Raw genomic sequence first — 16,799 nt, 5'->3', positions numbered from 1 at the left:
TCTGCTAAGAATAGATGAGGGTCGAAGATGTTTAGAGCTTACTCTAGGTTAGATGACTTTTTTGATTTTCTAGATAATGGATAAGCAAAGATTAAGACTAAGAAACCAAAGGCTACCCAATGCCCTCTTTGTTCACCTGTAGCAGGCAAACTCTTTTTGTTTTCACCTGAATGCTTATCTGTTGTTTTTTTGTCTTTTTGATTTGTTTCTTCTTGGTCAGCTTGCTTGGCTTGACTTGTCTCAGATGAAGAAGCTTGGCTTGAACTTTCTCCCTTATCTCGACTAGATGAATCTGTTTGGCTGTCGCTAGTGCTTGGAGCAGTATGATTCGAGCCCTGGTTGGACGAGCTAGATGAAGAAGATGTATCTGGCTGGTTAGTCTGATTTGAAAAGTCTAACTGCACCACTACTGGATCATGGTCTGAAGCTCTGCCATGCTCTTCCATGAAAGAAGCATTGATATGGACAGGGGCAAAAATCGCTTTGCCAGCCAGGTTCTTAGATATGAAAATATTATCTAAGCTTTGGTTGCTTCCGCGGTAGAAGTAAGAGTAGCGGTCAGCCGCATCATGTTCCTGCATGAGGTTAATGAGTTCATTTCCTGCAATAGCTTTAGCGGTTTCAGAGAATTCAAAGTCATTGAAATCCCCAGTCAGAACAAACTTAAGATTTGGATTCTGTCTTAACCCTTCTTGAACAAAATTATTTAAGATTTTAGCCTCTTCGATCCGAGCAGCTTGAGTATGTTGGACAGCCGGCTGGCTTGAGCCATATACAGCATCATCCCCTAGCTTGGATTTTAAGTGGTTGGCAATAACGACAACATGTTGTCCCTTAAATTCAAATTCAGCTGCTAAAGATTTACGAACCTTAGTAAAAGCAGGATTAGTTGGATCAATTCGGGCTGGATTCTTAAGCAAGTGGCCACCTGAGAAGCTAGCTGCTTCGTCACTCTTACCAGCTTCTTTTTCAACTAATTTTACACGATCTGGGTTATAAAGGAAGGCTACACGGATATTAGAACCAGGTTTACCACCATCTTGGCCATCAAGAGGTGCAACTTCAGTATATTTGTAGTTTTTACCTCCCAATTCCTTGATTCGAGCTGCTAATTTTTCACCACTCTTCACACCGCTGGTCGTTCCATCATTGACGCTACCGTTATCATCTTGAACCTCGATGAGCGTGATGATATCTGGACTATGGATTTCATTGATAAAGGAATTAGCGATTTTGGTCACCTTTTCGTCAGGTGTTTCACCTTTTTGTGTATTCGCAGAGAAATTTTCAATATTATAAGATGCTATTGTTAGCTTATCTTCACTAGGATAGAGAGGAGAAATCTGTCTTTGCAGACCACCGTCTACCAAATCAGGCAATTGTGTCGGATCTAGTTTATAAATTTTACCACGATAGGTAACCACTCCAACTACGTCACCATTGAAATAGTCCTTGGCCTTGGCAATAAATTTATTTCCAACGTAGACAGGGATAGTCGCTGTATTTTGGGCGTTCGGACGTAGATTGACACCACCGATATTATTTAAAGGAAGAGCCTGGTAACCCTCAGGTAAAACATAAATATCTCCTCGATACTGTGGCCCTAAGACATGTGGTTTTTTGATTGTCGTCAACATGCCTTCTAAACTTTCCCAATAGTCCAAAGCTTCATTTTCCGGCTGATAGTTATTCACATCATTATCTACTGTATCCTGAGGCATCTTATCTACAATATCAACAGGAGTCGGTAGGTCAGCCTTACCATCCTTAGTAACTGTTGAAGCCTCCAGCATCGTGACGGTCAAACTGCCACTTGGCTTGTTAAAAGTTTGTCCTTGGCGAATGCTGAGCTCTTCCATGTAGCCTTCTTTTACTCGGCCTTCAAGAGTTAATTTATCTCCAACGTCGACTTGTTCTTTGGAAACAACATAAATCGCATCTGAAGTCTTGCTATTCCCATCAGGCGTCACATCTTGAACATAAAATCCATAACGGTCTGTCTTTGTAACAACAACATTTGAAACTCGGACATCTTTATCCTGATAAGGAGATACTTGCGATTCACCTTGAATCGTTCCTAGATTGGCAACAATCTCTGCAGTGCTTGATACGGCTTGTGCAGCAACTGTCTCTTCTTTTTTATCTGCTTCTTCAGCAGATGTAGTTCTTGAATCTCCTGAAGAATTTGTATTTTCTGCAGAACTACTAGCTGTTGACTCACTGACTGCTGAACTTTCTGCAACAGTTGCTGGAGCTGAACTCGAAGAAGTTTCAGTCTCTTCAGCTCCGACAGGAACAGCCAAGGAAAGCAAAGGCAGAAAAGCACTTAATACTGCTACTGAGTATAAAAGACGCTTTTGATAAGCTTGTTTCTTCATAAATTTCTCCATTTCTTTTTGAAACTTAATGACTATACAATTTACATTATAAAGAAAAAAAAATATTTTCGCAAACGCTTTCCTTAATTCTTACTTTCTTTCGTTCCTACCTATCAGTTTTTGTTAAATCAGTTAATATTTAAAAACAGCGAAGAAAACTGATATCTGGAATTCAGCTTTCCTCACTACAAAATAGTATTTTTAATTAACAAGAATAGCTAGCGTTTCATACGGTTGTAGAGTCAGAATATGGTCAATCTGAGTCCTGCCGTAATTGGATAAAAGGACCTGGCCAGTTTGATAATCTGGTAAGATATCCACTGTAATTGGATCCATATAAAAATTATTCAAAACCAAAAGCTTTTGTCCTTGCCACTCCCGCTCAAAGGCATAGACCTGGGGACTGTCCTCATAGGCTGGCTGATAGCCACCTTCTGCTATGATGGGCAGTTCCTTACGCAAGGCAATCAATTTCTGATAAAAGCTAAAGATCGGTCCCTTGATTTCGTTTTCCACATTGATAAGAGGATAGGATTTACCAGCCTTAAGCCATGGGGTTCCTGTTGTAAAACCTGCATTGACTGAATCATCCCACTGCATAGGCGTCCGAGAATTATCACGAGATTTAGCCTTGATAATCCTGAAGGCTTCCTCTGGCGATTGCCCTTCAGCAAGCAGACTCTGGTAAGCATTGAGAGACTCGACATCCACATAATCTTCCATGGAGTCGTAGTCAGGGTCCACCATACCAATCTCCTCCCCCATGTAGATATAAGGCGTCCCGCGCGACAGATGAATACTGGCTGCCAACATGGTTGCCCCTTCATTTCGGAAATTTTCTACATCGACAAAGCGGTTGAGAGCTCGCGGCTGATCATGATTGTTCCAAAAGAGAGCTGACCAGCCTTCATGATTGCTCATTTCCTTCCCCCAAGTATGGAAGAGGCGTTTTAACTCTTCAAAGTCAAAAGCCTTAAGCGTCCACTTCTGTCCATCCTCATAGTCCACCTTGAGATGATGGAAATTAAAGGCCATAGATAGCTCCTGCCGGTCTGGTGCAGTGTAAAGAATACAATTTTCAATCGTCGTTGCACTCATCTCACCAACCGTCATAAAGGAATTGTCTTTCCCAAAGGTCGCTTCGTTCATCATGTGCAGATAGTCATGGACGATTGGCTTGTCCGTGTATGCTGGCTTGCCGTCATTTCCTGGGCAGTCCTCCAATACCTCGTCCTTACCAATCAAGTTGATCACATCAAAGCGGAAGCCTTTGACGCCCTTGTCCCGCCAGAAATTTACCACCTTAAAAAGCTCTTGACGAACATTGGGATTGCGCCAATTGAGATCTGCTTGGGTGACATCAAAAAGGTGCAGATAGTATTTGCCCGTATCGCCAAATGGCGCCCAGGCGCTGCCACCAAACTTGGACAGCCAGTCCGTTGGCTCATCCCGCAGGATAAAGAAGTCCTGATAGTAGGAATCCCCAGCCAGCGCCTTTTGAAACCACTCATGTTCAATCGAGCAATGGTTAAGAACCATGTCCAGCATAAAGTCAATACCATGCTGCTGGCCAACCTTGACCATCTCTTCAAAATCCGCCATATTTCCAAAGATAGGATCAACAGCCGTATAATCTGAGATATCGTAGCCATTGTCCCGCTGCGGACTTGGATAGAAAGGATTGAGCCAGATCATGTCCACTCCTAGCTCCCTCAGATAGGGAAGTTTTTCAATAATCCCGCGAAAATCTCCTACTCCGTTCCCCGTCGTGTCTTTAAAAGATTTTGGATAAATTTGGTAGACTACCTTTGTTTTATCTAATGCCATGTTTTTCCTTCTTTTGAATATAAAAGAGGTGGGATGAATATTTCATTCCTTGAAAGGAATAGAATTTCTCATCCCACCCTCAAGAGTCTGGAAGTCCTGTCTCACAAGAGAAGCCCAACTTCCATCATGTCATTCTTAAATTTTTGTTGCTATCATTAGGGCGTCCCCTACTGCTATCTGGCGTGGCAAACTGCCCAATGCATCCGCTTGGTATTGATCCTGATTGGTAATGATGACCGGAGTTTCTGTCACATAACCTGCATCTTTAATGAGATCAATATCAAAACTGATTAATTTATCGCCAGCTTTTACCCGATCTCCTTGACTAACATGAGCTGTAAAACCTTTGCCTTCAAGATTCACCGTATCCATACCGACGTGCATAAGCATTTCTACACCTTGATCAGACACGATACCTACAGCGTGTTTGGTTGGAAATAGAACCGACACAACGCCGTCTACTGGAGCAAGTAAGTCTCCTTGGCTCGGTTCAATCAAGACACCTTGTCCCATAACTCCTTGAGCAAAGACAGGATCTGTTGCTTGACTAAGTTCTTTCACTTGGCCAGATAAAGGACTTGAAATTTCAACTAAGTCAGCTAAAGGCGCAGATTTTTTTGCCTCTGTCAGGGCTTCAGCCTGTGGTGTTTTGACTGCTTCATCTTCTACTTTAGTAAAGAGACCCAAGCGACGGAAGAGCATGGTCAGTACAAATGGGACAGCGATTGCAACGAGCATAATCGCAGCAAAGGCTAACATATATTTTGGTTGGATTGACAAGATACCTGGAAGTCCACCGACTCCGATAGCATTTGCCTTCACATTAAAGCTTACAGACAAAAGACCTGCAATGGAGGAACCCATCATTCCTGCTACAAAAGGATAGATATATTTCACGTTTACCCCAAATAGAGCTGGCTCAGTTACGCCAAGATAAGCAGAAATCGTAGCTGGAAGAGCAATTTGCGCTTCCTTTTCATTATGACGATTCATCCAATAATAAGCAAAAACAGCAGATCCTTGTGCAATATTTGACAGAGCAATCATTGGCCAAAGTCCAGTACCACCTGCATCTGCCACTAACTGCGAATCAATCGCATTGGTCATGTGATGCAAACCTGTAATAACAAAAGGCGCATAGAGAGCTCCAAAGACAGCCCCAAAGAGCCATTTAACAGGACCAGTTAGACCTGCAAGAACGATCGTAGATAGCCATTGACCTAAAGTCCAACCAATTGGCCCCAAAACTGTGTGAGCCAAGATAATCGCCGGCAAGAGAGATAGGAAAGGCACGAAAATCATGGAAACAACTTCTGGAATCCGTTTTCTCCAAAAGATTTCCAAATAAGACAAGGAAAGCCCTGCTAGTAAAGCTGGAATAACCTGAGCTTGGTAGCCTATCCGTTGTACTGTAAAGAATCCAAAATCCCAAACCCAATTTTTAGCAATTTCTGATTGGGGTGTTCCTGCTACTAAATAAGCGTTCAAAAGCTGAGGAGACACCAAACAGATTCCTAAAACAATCCCAAGAATCTGGCTAGTCCCCATCTTACGACTTACGGACCAAACAATTCCAACTGGTAGGAATTGGAAAATCGCCTCACCTGGCAACCAAAGGAAGTGGTTTACTCCAGCCCAGAACTTTGATACATCCACAATCGTTTTATAAATCGGCTCTCCATCTTTAGTAAACTGAAGTACACCATCAACGACTTTTTGACCAAAAGCTTGAATTTGCACACCTTCTAGGATATTACGGAAGCCAAGAATCAAACCACCAACGATAATCGCTGGAATAATTGGAGTAAAAATCTCAGCTAGCATGGTCATGACGCGCTGAACCGCATTTTGATTGATCTTAGCTGCAGCCTTAGCTGCTTCTTTTGAAACACCTTCAATTCCAGAGACAGCTGTAAAATCATTATAGAATATTGGCACATCATTTCCAATAATAACCTGGAATTGCCCTGCATTCGTAAAGGTCCCTTTGACAGCTCCAATTTCTTCAATAGCTTTTACATCAGCTTTTTTCTCATCAATAAGTACAAAACGCATCCGAGTGGCACAGTGGGTTACTGCAGACACATTTTCCTTACCACCAATGGCGTCCAATAAGACTTTCGCCTCTTTTTCAAATTTGCCCATTTGATTATTGGCTGGAAAACCAGCACTCTCCTTATATTTATTTGTTAGTTTCCTAACTGCTTTCTAATACCAATTGTAAACGATACCAAACATGTATGCAAGATGTCCGTTGATTTTCCCCTTATTATTTGCTAAAATTTCAGTAGTTGTATGATAAAAGCAAAACAAGTAGGTCAATCATGAAAAAATACCAACAATTATTCAAACTAATTGAGCAAGATATTTTGAGCGAGAAATACTCCGTTGGCGAATTTTTACCTAGTGAGAATGAATTAACTCAGATTTATAAAGTCAGCCGTGATACTGTCCGAAAGGCTCTAGAGCAACTTCAAAAAGAAGGATTAATCCAAAAATTTAAGGGACAAGGATCCAAAATCGTCAAGCAGGAACACATCAATTTTCCAATCTCCAATCTGACTAGCTACCAGGAACTCGTCCTACAAAATAAACTAGACTCTAAAACCAATGTCATCAGCCTAGAAAAGATAACCGTAGATAAAAAACTTGCTAAGCTAACTGGTTTTCCGGAATATCGCTTGGTTTGGAGAATTGTTCGACAAAGAGTTGTTGATCAAGTTGCTTCTGTCCTTGATATTGATTATTTAGATAAAGAGCTTGTTCCTACGATGACGAGAGAAATTGCAGAGCATTCCATCTATCATTTCATTGAAAATGATCTTGGACTTAGCATCGACTATGCTAAAAAGGAAATCACCATTGATCATGCGACCAGTCGAGATAAAATTTTGCTCGATATTGAGAGAGAAAACCATGTCGTTTCCGTCAAATCTCAGGTTTATTTAGCGAACGGGCAGCAATTTCAGTTCACAGACAGCAGACACAAACTTGATAAATTTCGCTTTGTTGATTTTGCCAAAAGGCACAACTAAGAAAAAGAGCTGAAAGTTGTAAACTTCCAGCTCTTTCAGATTTATTTATTTAATTTAGGAGATTTAAATGAAAAAATTTTTTTAAAATGTTTTATTGCTACTTTTGCTTTTGCTTTTTACTGCTTATGTTTCTTGAGTGGGGAAAAGTGAAAAGGTTGGGGAGCTATGATTATTTATTGTCATTGGACTGTCCTCTTTTCTTTTAAGATGAATATAGTATAACCAGCAAAGCTTAAGGAAGACTTATAGATTTCTTGAAAAAAGCTTAAATGGTTAATGTCCTGATGCATTACTTCCATTTACCTATCTCCCGTACATCTACTCGTCGAATTTCTAGATTATAAACAATCTCAGCCTTAGGGCTACCTTGACTATTTTTTTTGACTCCTTTTAAATGCCCTCCATTGATAAATCCAATCATCACTTTATCCGTAAATTCCTCTTTTTGTAATTTTAACTGTTCTGGAAGGTGTTGATATATTTCTGAGCTAACAGACTCACGTTCATTATTTCGCAGATAGATAATCTCTGACCCGTCATTGACATTAAAGCTTAAGTCAAGGCCAGCAAGGGTTCCATAATCTGGCACTGCCATATCTAGCACTCCATCATTTCGTAGATAGACTTTATTTCCATAAGTATCATAAACTACTGGAATGATACGAGCATAGACAAAACCTTCTCCTCCACCACTTTTAAAAATCAGAGAAAATTCGATTTTACTGATACCGCTGTAATGCTCTTTTAGGTAGGTTGCGATTTGTTCCTCAAAAAGCTGGTAGCCATGCCGGTAGAGATTGTCCACTTTCATTCTGTCCATGAAAAACTTAGCTCCGATTGCTAGCACAAAAAGTCAAAGCAGAGATAAAAACATTATTTTTACTCGTTTCATCATAGAAAATACTATGTCTTTCTATATGCAGTGTATCATAAAAGTTGACTAAACAAAAACTTGAGAATGTTTACGCAAGTGTACTTGTTTGTTATTCTATTTTGATAATCAAAAACAGACCTTCTTTATCGAAAGTCTGTTTGATTTACACATAGGCAACTATTTAGTAACTTCTTCATCTGCTTCTACTTGTTCAGAAATTTCTACTTTAACCTTGGTGACACGGCCATTTTTAACCTTGTCATTGGTTAAAATCAGTTTCTTATTCTGACTTTCCACCTCAAAGCTGATGCGTTCTTTTGGATCTGGAATAGTTCCTACACCAGTCAAGTAGTAACCCGCGATCGTATCCACATCGTCACTTTCAATTTCAACTTCAAAGTATTCATTAAAGTCATTGAGGGTCATAGTACCTAAGACAATGTATGTATTCTCACCGATTTCATGGACTTCAATTTCGGCCTTATCGGTCTCATCATCGATCTCACCAACAATCTCCTCCAAGAGATCCTCAAGTGTAACCAGACCGGCCATACCGCCATACTCATCCAAGAGAATCGCCATTTGATTTTGCGTGTTACGCAACTCCTTGAGCAAATCATCGACAAACATAGTCTCCGGTACAAAGAGCGGCTCCTGCAGGATCTTGCGCAGAACGATATTGTCAAAACCATTGATGAATCCTTCATTAAGCAGTCGCTTGGTATGAATCAGGCCAATGACATTGTCCTTATCACCATCATAGACAGGAATCCGCGAGAAACTCTGCTTGAGAATGCTTTCGATGATTTCTTTGGTATCGTCCTGAATATCGACCATAAAGGCATCCGTCCGGGGCACCATCAGTTCACGAGCCATCAGCTCATCCAGCGAGAAAATCCCCTGTAGCATCTCAATCTCATCCGCATCCAAGGTCTCCTCACTATTGGTCAGCATATACTCTATCTCATCCCGGGTCATCTTTTCGTCCGCATCATCAAACTTCATCGGCGTAATGCGACTTAACAGATTAGTTGAAGCCGACAAGAGCCATACAAAGGGACTGACGAGCTTGCCCAAAAAGATAATAAAAGGAGCTGCTCGAACAGCCAAATCATCTTTCAGATTGAGTGCAATCCGCTTAGGATAAAGCTCACCAAATACAATAGAAACATAGGTCAAAAGCGCCAAGGCTAGAAAAGATGCTATGGCATGTGCTGTTTTAGAATTGCCCATCAAACTTGAAAATACACGACCGAGAGTATCAGCAAAGCTGGCCCCTGATAGGATATTGATGAGGGTAATACCTACCTGAATAGTAGATAAAAAGTTATTGGGATTTTCTAAAACCTGTAAGAGGCGAATGTACTTTTTATCACCTTCCTCTGCCTTCTGCTCAACACGCGCTCGATTGAGTGACACCATGGCCATCTCTGCCGCGGAAAAGAAAGCATTTAAAAAGGTTAAAACGACTAATAATAAAAACTGTAACAAAAGGGTCTGACTGCTGGGGTCTTCCATGAGTTTCCTCTCCTAAAAAGTATAATCAACCCTGATTATAACATATTTTTGAGTTTCGTGCACACGTATTTTATGGAAGCTTGTGTTCTGATTAGGATTCTAGATCTTGTAAAACCTCTTCCAGTCTTGAAATAGCTCCAACTGGTAGGGCAGTCTGAGGATACTTTTGGTTAAAGGCCAGCAAGAAGTTTAGCCGAATCTGCATTCTTTCTCGAATCAATTTCTTGTAAGCATTATCAAAATTAGGAAGGGGATATCCCTCGTATTCGAGATAATCAAAACCTACTATAGGGCCAAAGGGTTTGAAATCTGCTGTCCCATCCACTACCTGCTCAATGACATCTAAAGATACTTCCTTTGAGACAGTCTTCCCCATGTAAGATCCAGTATTGATAATATAACAGGACACTCCCGACTCAAATAAGCGACAGAATTTTCGGTAGTCTTCTACCAAAGGATAGACACGAAAAGGATTTGCATAAGGTTCAATCACCAACTCATCATGTAAACCTAGAACATTTTCTGCATTGGAGCGTTTGGTCATCAAGGTACAACCCATCGTGGAGGCCATCAAAGGATCGTGAATTCTGACTAGAGGTGGTAGAGAGTCATCTTTCATAATCCAAAAAATAGCATTGATAGCTTCGTCAATTCGATCCACTCGATTTGGAGTCGAAAAGCGAGACTTGACCGTTCGACCATTTCCATTACGGATATCTTCAGTAACTAACACCTTTCTCCCATTTTCGTCTAGGGTCACTCCGCAGTTTTGCACAGTGACAAAGAAATCTTGTTCCCTATGTCCAGTTGGATAGTCACTCGTCTTATCAAAATAAGATGGCTCTAAGGCAATGGAGGATCCGTCCTTGACAGAGATAATAAAGGCATCATCATGGAGAACCTTGATGTCATATTTTTGACCATGTTTGGCGTGCGTAAGAGTGGATTTTCCAGAACCAGATAGACCAAAAAATGAAGCAACAAAATCTTTTTTATCATTATTTTGCTTAAAAATTTTCAGACCACCGTGACAAGCTACGTAGCCATTTCTAGCAGCAGTTGCCCAGGCCAAAGTCAGAGTGGCTTTTTTCAATTCTCCAAAATAATTTAAACCTAAAATAACTGCACAGTTGTGATTAGTATCAAAGTAGACAAGACCATCTGGATATTCTGGATGCTTCCACTTGGGATCAAAAAAGACAAAGATATCATTTTCCTCATATTTTTTTGAAATTCTCAGACGGTTCTTAAATTCTTCATCTAAAATTTGGAAATTTAGTAGCCATGAATAGAGATTATTTATTTCTTCTTTAGGAACCATGAGGTGGGCACAGACCATAAAGTCTTCATCCAGCCCAACAACAGCATCCGCTTTGTAAAAATCTCTATGATGAGCTTGGTAAATAGCACTACGAACTAGAAAAAGTAAAGTTTCATCTTCTTGACTATCTCTACCATAAATCCTTCTAGCCTTTGCCGTTCGTCCAACGACCGCTCCGGAATTCGTCAGTAAAACCCGTGCATAAGAAGGAAGACCCAACTCCTTTGTATGAATCACAGGCATATCTAAGACCACTGTTCCAGCTGCTGCTGAAGCTAACTGGTAGGCTTCTTCTACCGTTTTGATAGACTGAACCTGGTTCTCATAAAAGGCTGTTTCCACGATAGTCTTCAGAGGGGAAAAGTAAGAAGAATTTTTCCTTATTTCTTGTGGGGAAAATTTACGACGTGTTACCATGACCATACCTCCTTTATCCTATTACTACCATTTTAGCATAAATATACTGTTTCGTGTTATAAAAATTCAAATAAAAAATAGGAGAAAGATTCCTTTCTCCTATTTTTTTATAATTCCAAATTCTTCATTCTTCTTAATCTCCTGAGCTTCTTTATGATTGTCATAAAGGTTAGCTAGGAATTTTACAATTTCTTTGATGATGGAATAGGTCGGAATAGCTACAATCATTCCGATAATACCATAGATGTTACTAGACAAGAGCAAGAGAACCATGATAGTAATCGGATGGACTTTCATAACCCCTCCTACAATCCGAGGGTAGAGGATATTCCCATCGATCTGCTGAACAATCAGCATATAAATAACTGCTATCAACATTCTCTTTGGATCTGTAAAGGCATGACTGATGATCATCGGGATCAAACCAATACTTGGTCCAACATAAGGAATCAAGTTAGCCAAGCTAGAGAAGATAGCAAATACTAAAGCATATTTAATGCCGATAGTGCTATAACCAATGTAGGCCAGGCAACCAATAATCACTGCATCAATAGAAATTCCGCTGATATATCGTGAAACTGTTGCATTTAGATTCTTCAGCAAGGAAGAAATGTTGAGCTTGTCTCGCTTTAGAATACTGCGTTCCAGCATTGGCAGGAGCTTATGACCATCCAGTAAGAAATAGACAAGGAAAATTGGAGTCATAATGATGATAAAGATGGTATTGATTACAGCTGATACCACACTGCCCAGGCTGTTAGTTACCCCGTTTAGAATATTTCGCAGAATATCAATATAAGATAGATTCAGCTGTTGCAGGGTAGATTGGATATTGAGATTTTTGAATACAGGATTTTGAGCTAAGTCATTGACCCAGCTATAGACATAGCTATAAAGATTTTGGCTCGAATTAATCAAGCTAGTCAGCTGAGTGACTAAGATAGGTAGGAGGTAGATAACTGCTAAAACAATAGACCCAAATAAAATCGTCAATGTCAGCAGGACACCTAAGACACGGTTTAATTTCAGGTATTTTTCCAAAAAGACCACTAAAGGGTTAGCAATATAATATAAAAAACCTGCTATTAAAAAAGGGATTAAGATGGTATTTACAACACTGATCACTGGAGTAATCAAGTCTCCCATCATTCTCCACAGGAAAAAGACAAGCGTTGCTAGTAAAACTTCCACTGTCCAAAAAAATAACTTACTCTTATAAAACATTCTTTTCCTCCTATCAGCTATTTTACCATAAATTTTGTTATAATAGAGGGGATTTAATGAAAGAAAGAATAAAAATGGAAAAGATTATCAAGCTGGAAAATGTAAGCTTGGCAAAACAAGGCCAAACCATCTTAAAAAATCTCAACTGGCTGGTAAATAAGGGTGAACATTGGGCCATACTCGGTCTTAACGGATCAGGAAAGTCAACTCTCTTACGCCTACTCATGGCCGAGCATTGGAAGACCCAAGGAAAGGTGACAGTCCTAGGGACGGAATTTGGTGCTGGTGATATCCCTCAGCTACGAACTAAGATTGGAGTAGTCGGCTCCTTCATTGCAGAGCGCCTGCCCAGTCATCTCATTGCCGAAGAAATCGTTTTAACAGGTAAGTATAAAAGTAGCATTCTCTATGCTGCTTATGGACAAACCGAACTAAACCAGGCTAGAGAAATGCTGACCTCCATTGGCGGACAAGACTTAATTGGCCGGAGCTACGCCAGTCTGTCTCAAGGTGAAAAGCAACTCTTGCTGATTGCCCGCAGTCTCATGGAAGAGCCAGAACTACTTATCTTAGATGAAGCAACCAGTGGACTAGATCTCTTTGCTCGCGAGCGCCTGCTAAATCAGATCAAAAAGATTACACAGATGAATCAAGCCCCAACTATCCTCTATGTAACTCACCATGTAGAGGAAATTACATCTGCTATAGACCATGTCCTACTCCTGAAAGAAGGTGAAATTATAGCCCAAGGCCCTAAAGATGATATTCTCCAAAAAGAGGTCATGGACCGCTTTTATCCACAGCCAGTCGAGTTGATTGAATTGGGAGAAGGTCGTTATTTCATCAAAGCAGAAGGCAACTCCTTATGAGGCAACTTTTTAACATTATTTTCAATCTGGGCTATTTCCTGATTCTGACCATGACTGCGATTGCCTTGCTTTTCCTGTCTGGGCAGATTCTGCTGTCCCACACATACATCCCTTTGAGAATTGCTGAAGGAGTCCAATTCGTCAGTAATCCTTGGTATTTCTACCCTATCCTCCTGCTCTTTCTCTTCTGTCTCTTTTTAATCCGCCCCCTGCTAGAAAAGGTTCAGACCAAGCATCTTTTTTGGATCCTATCCCTCATCTTTATAGCAACTGCGATTTTTCTGATAACGGCCTACGATGGCCGCATCCGAGCTGACGCTAAGCACGTTTTCAATGCAGCGCTAGCCTTTAATCGAGGGGATTACAGCTCACTGACAACCGTCGGAAGCTACATGTACCGCAATCCCCATCAGCTAGGGCTGATGACTCTGGAGCGACTTTATGCTTTTATTTCTCCGACTACTCAGTTTGCCTTTAGCATGAATGTCGTCTGGACTTTACTCAGTCATTTCTTGATTTACAAGATCTCTGCCCTCCTCAATGCCAGAGAAATAATCCAGAAATACACGATTCTGCTGACATTTCTCTTTCTACCACAGCTCTTTTTCGTTCTCTTTGTCTACGGCACCATTCCTGGGCTCTTCTTTTGTCTGCTCAGTCTCTATGCTTTTATCAAGCTGGATCAGAAAGGAAACCTACTCTATGCTTTGCTGGGAGCTACCAGCATCAGTCTGGCCTGCCTCCTGCGCAACAACTACATCATCTTTGCTATCATGCTGATTGGAGTCTACTTCCTGTCCATCTTTTATAAATGGTCTTGGAAAAAACCGCTAGCTATCGTCCTGATTTTAGCTGGCATCTTCCTTTCAAACAAGGGTCTGACGGCCTACTATGAACAGCTGATTGGCGGAAAGATCGGTGTCGGCACCCCAAAAATCGCCTACATCACTATGGGCCTGCGGGATGATCCTAATCGGCAGAGTCTGGGAGGTTGGTACGATGCCTACAATACCAAGATTCTTAAGCGCAATAAGTACAATGAAAATTTGGCTACAGAAATGGCCACTCGGGATTTGAAAAATATTTTGATTCACTTCAGCAAGCATCCTGCTTATGCGCTGAAATTTTTCTACGAGAAAGTCAAGTCTACCTGGACTGAACCAACGTTTCAGTCTATTTGGACTGGGCCTCAGATTGAGCGCCAGCAATATATGAAACCAACTGTCCTGCGCAGCATTTATGAGGAAAGAAGCGGTTATCAGATTGTTAATTTCCTGCTCTTGACCCTGCTAGCCAGTATCTATCTGCTGTCTTGTTTCTTTGTCTTGCGTAATTTTTTCGTCGCCGAGAAAAAGCTGACTCCTTTTGACCTCTATCCTTTCATCTTTCTCTTGGGGGGTGGTCTCTTCCACTTCTTCTGGGAAACCAAGAGCCAGTATGTCTATATCTATGTCCTGCTTCTCATCCCTTCCGCCGCTCAATCCTTAGTCGATCTGAGTGATTGGTGGAAGAACAAAGGAAAAGAGAAATTAATAGACCAGCTTGAGAAAAACCTATAAAACTTGAACACTTGACAAGAATTCCTTATAATTTTATAGGATTGTTAAGTGACACAAAGTTGAATTTGTAATTAAAATTTTTTGTATTTTGCGAAGGGAGAATAGTGATTTATGTTTTCAATATTAGGTGCAGTATTATTTGGAATTATAGCAATTATGACAGTTTTTGTTGCTTGCGGTCTGCCTTTGGGCGAATTTACAATGGGTGGACAACATAAAATCTTACCTAAGAAATTTAGACTTGCGTCAGTCGTTTCTGTGGCTATCCAAATTTTTGCCATAATCATTATTTTGCAAGCCGGAGGTTTTATTCCCCTGTGGCTGTCTTTCAAGGTTACTAAATATATTTGTTTCTTCTTTGCCGCTTACCTATCCTTGAATACGATTATGAACATGATTTCAAAAAGTAAGAAAGAAAAATATGTTATGACTCCGATTTCACTTATAGCCGGAATATGTTTTTGGATAACAGCATTACAGATGTAGTATGTGAAATGAGGATCATCTACAGTGCGTCAAATTGGAATTTGTAGATGTGAGAAAAATGTAATGGCAACATATTCAACTTAAATCGAAATCATATAAAATTACGAGGAAGTTGTAAGATGAATAATTATATAAAATTAAATGAAGATAGATGGAATAATGTAAAAAATGACTACACTGAGCCATTGACACATGAAGAATTAGAAGAAGTTAGAAAACATCCAATTTCTGTTGCATTAACTGTTGGGAAAAAAGTTCCAACAGAATGGTTTGAAAAAGCCAACGGGAAAAAGATATTGGGTTTAGCTTGTGGTGGTGGACAGCAGGGACCCGTTTTTGCTGCAAAAGGTTATGATGTGACCATAATGGATTTTTCTAAATCACAATTACAAAGAGATGATATGGTTGCTAAAAGAGAAGGCTTAAAAATCAATACGGTTCAAAGCGATATGACAAAACCATTTCCATTTGAAAATGAAACTTTTGATATTATTTTTAATCCGGTTTCAAATGTATATATAGAAGATTTAGAAAACATGTATAAAGAAGCCTCTCGAGTATTGAAAAAGGGTGGATTGTTAATGGTCGGATTTATGAATCCTTGGATATACATGTATGATGCTGACACTGTATGGGACAAACCCGATGAGGAATTACTTTTAAAGTTTTCAATACCTTTTAATTCAAAAGAGCTTGAAGAGGAAGGCAAGATAACCATAAATCCAGAATATGGATATGAATTTAGCCATACCTTAGAAACTCAGATTAGAGGACAACTTAAAAATGGTCTCGCTATGATAGATTTTTATGAATCATGTGATAAAAGAAATAGATTATCACGTTATGGAAATGACTATATCGCTACACTTTGCATTAAACTATAATGTTATAGAACATACTTCAGTATAATAGCCCGTTTTATTTTCCGTAAGGGTTAAAATCTAAAAATCCCAGTTTGTATAATTGAATATAACGATTTGAGAAACAGTAAATCACGAAGATTTACTGTTTTTTTGCTCATTTTGAGAAGTCATAACCACCCGTGAAAACTGGTGACTTGTACACCGGCTATAAGCCATTTCACTCCAGCGACGTCTAAAGACGTTCACTGAACTTCGTTCAGGTTAATGCTATGGTTACTTGACTAATGCCTATAACAACGGGACTTCACCTTGTTCTAAAACCGCCATCTGAGAACGATTTGACACTTAACTTAAAAGACAAGGTCATTTTTTCCCAATCACGTATATTAGAAACTATCTTTTCATTTAGGCCAACGATATTCACATAG

General features: G+C 40.0%; 12 protein-coding genes. 5 read left to right on the top strand and 7 right to left on the bottom strand.

Annotated features, from left to right (window positions below; all coding sequences use genetic code 11):
• Nucleotides 1-38 precede the first annotated feature (38 nt).
• The 3 genes from HMPREF3108_RS00995 to treP all read right to left on the bottom strand — a co-directional run bounded on the left by HMPREF3108_RS00995 (nt 39) and on the right by treP (nt 6,350).
• Nucleotides 39-2,378, bottom strand: a complete 2,340-nt coding sequence (locus tag HMPREF3108_RS00995) for an endonuclease/exonuclease/phosphatase family protein (RefSeq protein WP_070492905.1) — start codon at nt 2,376-2,378, stop codon at nt 39-41.
• 201 nt (nt 2,379-2,579) lie between these two features.
• Nucleotides 2,580-4,205: an alpha,alpha-phosphotrehalase gene (gene treC / locus HMPREF3108_RS00990; RefSeq protein ID WP_070492903.1), complete on the bottom strand. Its 1,626-nt coding sequence runs from the start codon at nt 4,203-4,205 to the stop codon at nt 2,580-2,582.
• Between the two features lie 135 nt (nt 4,206-4,340).
• Entirely contained in the window at nt 4,341-6,350 is a 2,010-nt protein-coding gene (gene treP / locus HMPREF3108_RS00985; RefSeq protein ID WP_070492901.1) for a PTS system trehalose-specific EIIBC component, read from the bottom strand.
• Nucleotides 6,351-6,529: 179 nt separating this feature from the next.
• Here treP and treR point away from each other — a divergent pair, with 179 nt between their 5' ends.
• Nucleotides 6,530-7,240 (top strand): trehalose operon repressor, encoded by a 711-nt coding sequence (gene treR / locus HMPREF3108_RS00980; RefSeq protein ID WP_061602195.1) that lies wholly within the window; start codon nt 6,530-6,532, stop codon nt 7,238-7,240.
• A 289-nt stretch (nt 7,241-7,529) separates the two neighbouring features.
• Here the strand turns inward: treR and HMPREF3108_RS00975 are convergent, their stop codons facing one another.
• From HMPREF3108_RS00975 to HMPREF3108_RS00960, 4 genes are all read right to left on the bottom strand, one after another.
• A complete protein-coding gene (locus HMPREF3108_RS00975) occupies nt 7,530-8,060 on the bottom strand; it encodes a hypothetical protein (RefSeq protein ID WP_256262207.1) in 531 nt (176 codons plus the stop codon).
• A 231-nt stretch (nt 8,061-8,291) separates the two neighbouring features.
• Nucleotides 8,292-9,632 (bottom strand): hemolysin family protein, encoded by a 1,341-nt coding sequence (locus tag HMPREF3108_RS00970; protein WP_061596336.1) that lies wholly within the window; start codon nt 9,630-9,632, stop codon nt 8,292-8,294.
• Between the two features lie 91 nt (nt 9,633-9,723).
• Nucleotides 9,724-11,370, bottom strand: coding sequence for a phosphoenolpyruvate carboxykinase (ATP) (locus tag HMPREF3108_RS00965; protein WP_045635051.1), 1,647 nt, complete (start codon nt 11,368-11,370; stop codon nt 9,724-9,726).
• Between the two features lie 99 nt (nt 11,371-11,469).
• Entirely contained in the window at nt 11,470-12,594 is a 1,125-nt protein-coding gene (locus HMPREF3108_RS00960; protein WP_045504054.1) for an AI-2E family transporter, read from the bottom strand.
• Between the two features lie 74 nt (nt 12,595-12,668).
• Here HMPREF3108_RS00960 and HMPREF3108_RS00955 point away from each other — a divergent pair, with 74 nt between their 5' ends.
• The 4 genes from HMPREF3108_RS00955 (at nt 12,669) to HMPREF3108_RS00940 (ending at nt 16,392) form a co-directional block, all read left to right on the top strand.
• Complete coding sequence (locus HMPREF3108_RS00955) at nt 12,669-13,463, top strand: ABC transporter ATP-binding protein (RefSeq protein ID WP_070493003.1); 795 nt, start codon at nt 12,669-12,671, stop codon at nt 13,461-13,463.
• Nucleotides 13,460-15,022, top strand: a complete 1,563-nt coding sequence (locus HMPREF3108_RS00950; RefSeq protein ID WP_070492899.1) for a beta-carotene 15,15'-monooxygenase — start codon at nt 13,460-13,462, stop codon at nt 15,020-15,022. Before HMPREF3108_RS00955 ends, HMPREF3108_RS00950 begins: the two co-directional genes overlap by 4 nt.
• Before the next feature lie 111 nt (nt 15,023-15,133).
• Nucleotides 15,134-15,508, top strand: a complete 375-nt coding sequence (locus HMPREF3108_RS00945) for a hypothetical protein (RefSeq protein WP_048777579.1) — start codon at nt 15,134-15,136, stop codon at nt 15,506-15,508.
• A gap of 119 nt (nt 15,509-15,627) precedes the next feature.
• Nucleotides 15,628-16,392 (top strand): class I SAM-dependent methyltransferase, encoded by a 765-nt coding sequence (locus HMPREF3108_RS00940; RefSeq protein ID WP_046165233.1) that lies wholly within the window; start codon nt 15,628-15,630, stop codon nt 16,390-16,392.
• The last annotated feature ends 407 nt before the right edge of the window (nt 16,393-16,799 follow it).

It is taken from the genome of Streptococcus sp. HMSC10A01 (genome assembly GCF_001807785.1).
GTDB lineage: Bacteria > Bacillota > Bacilli > Lactobacillales > Streptococcaceae > Streptococcus > Streptococcus gordonii.
This window is presented reverse-complemented; position numbering and strand designations above follow the sequence as displayed.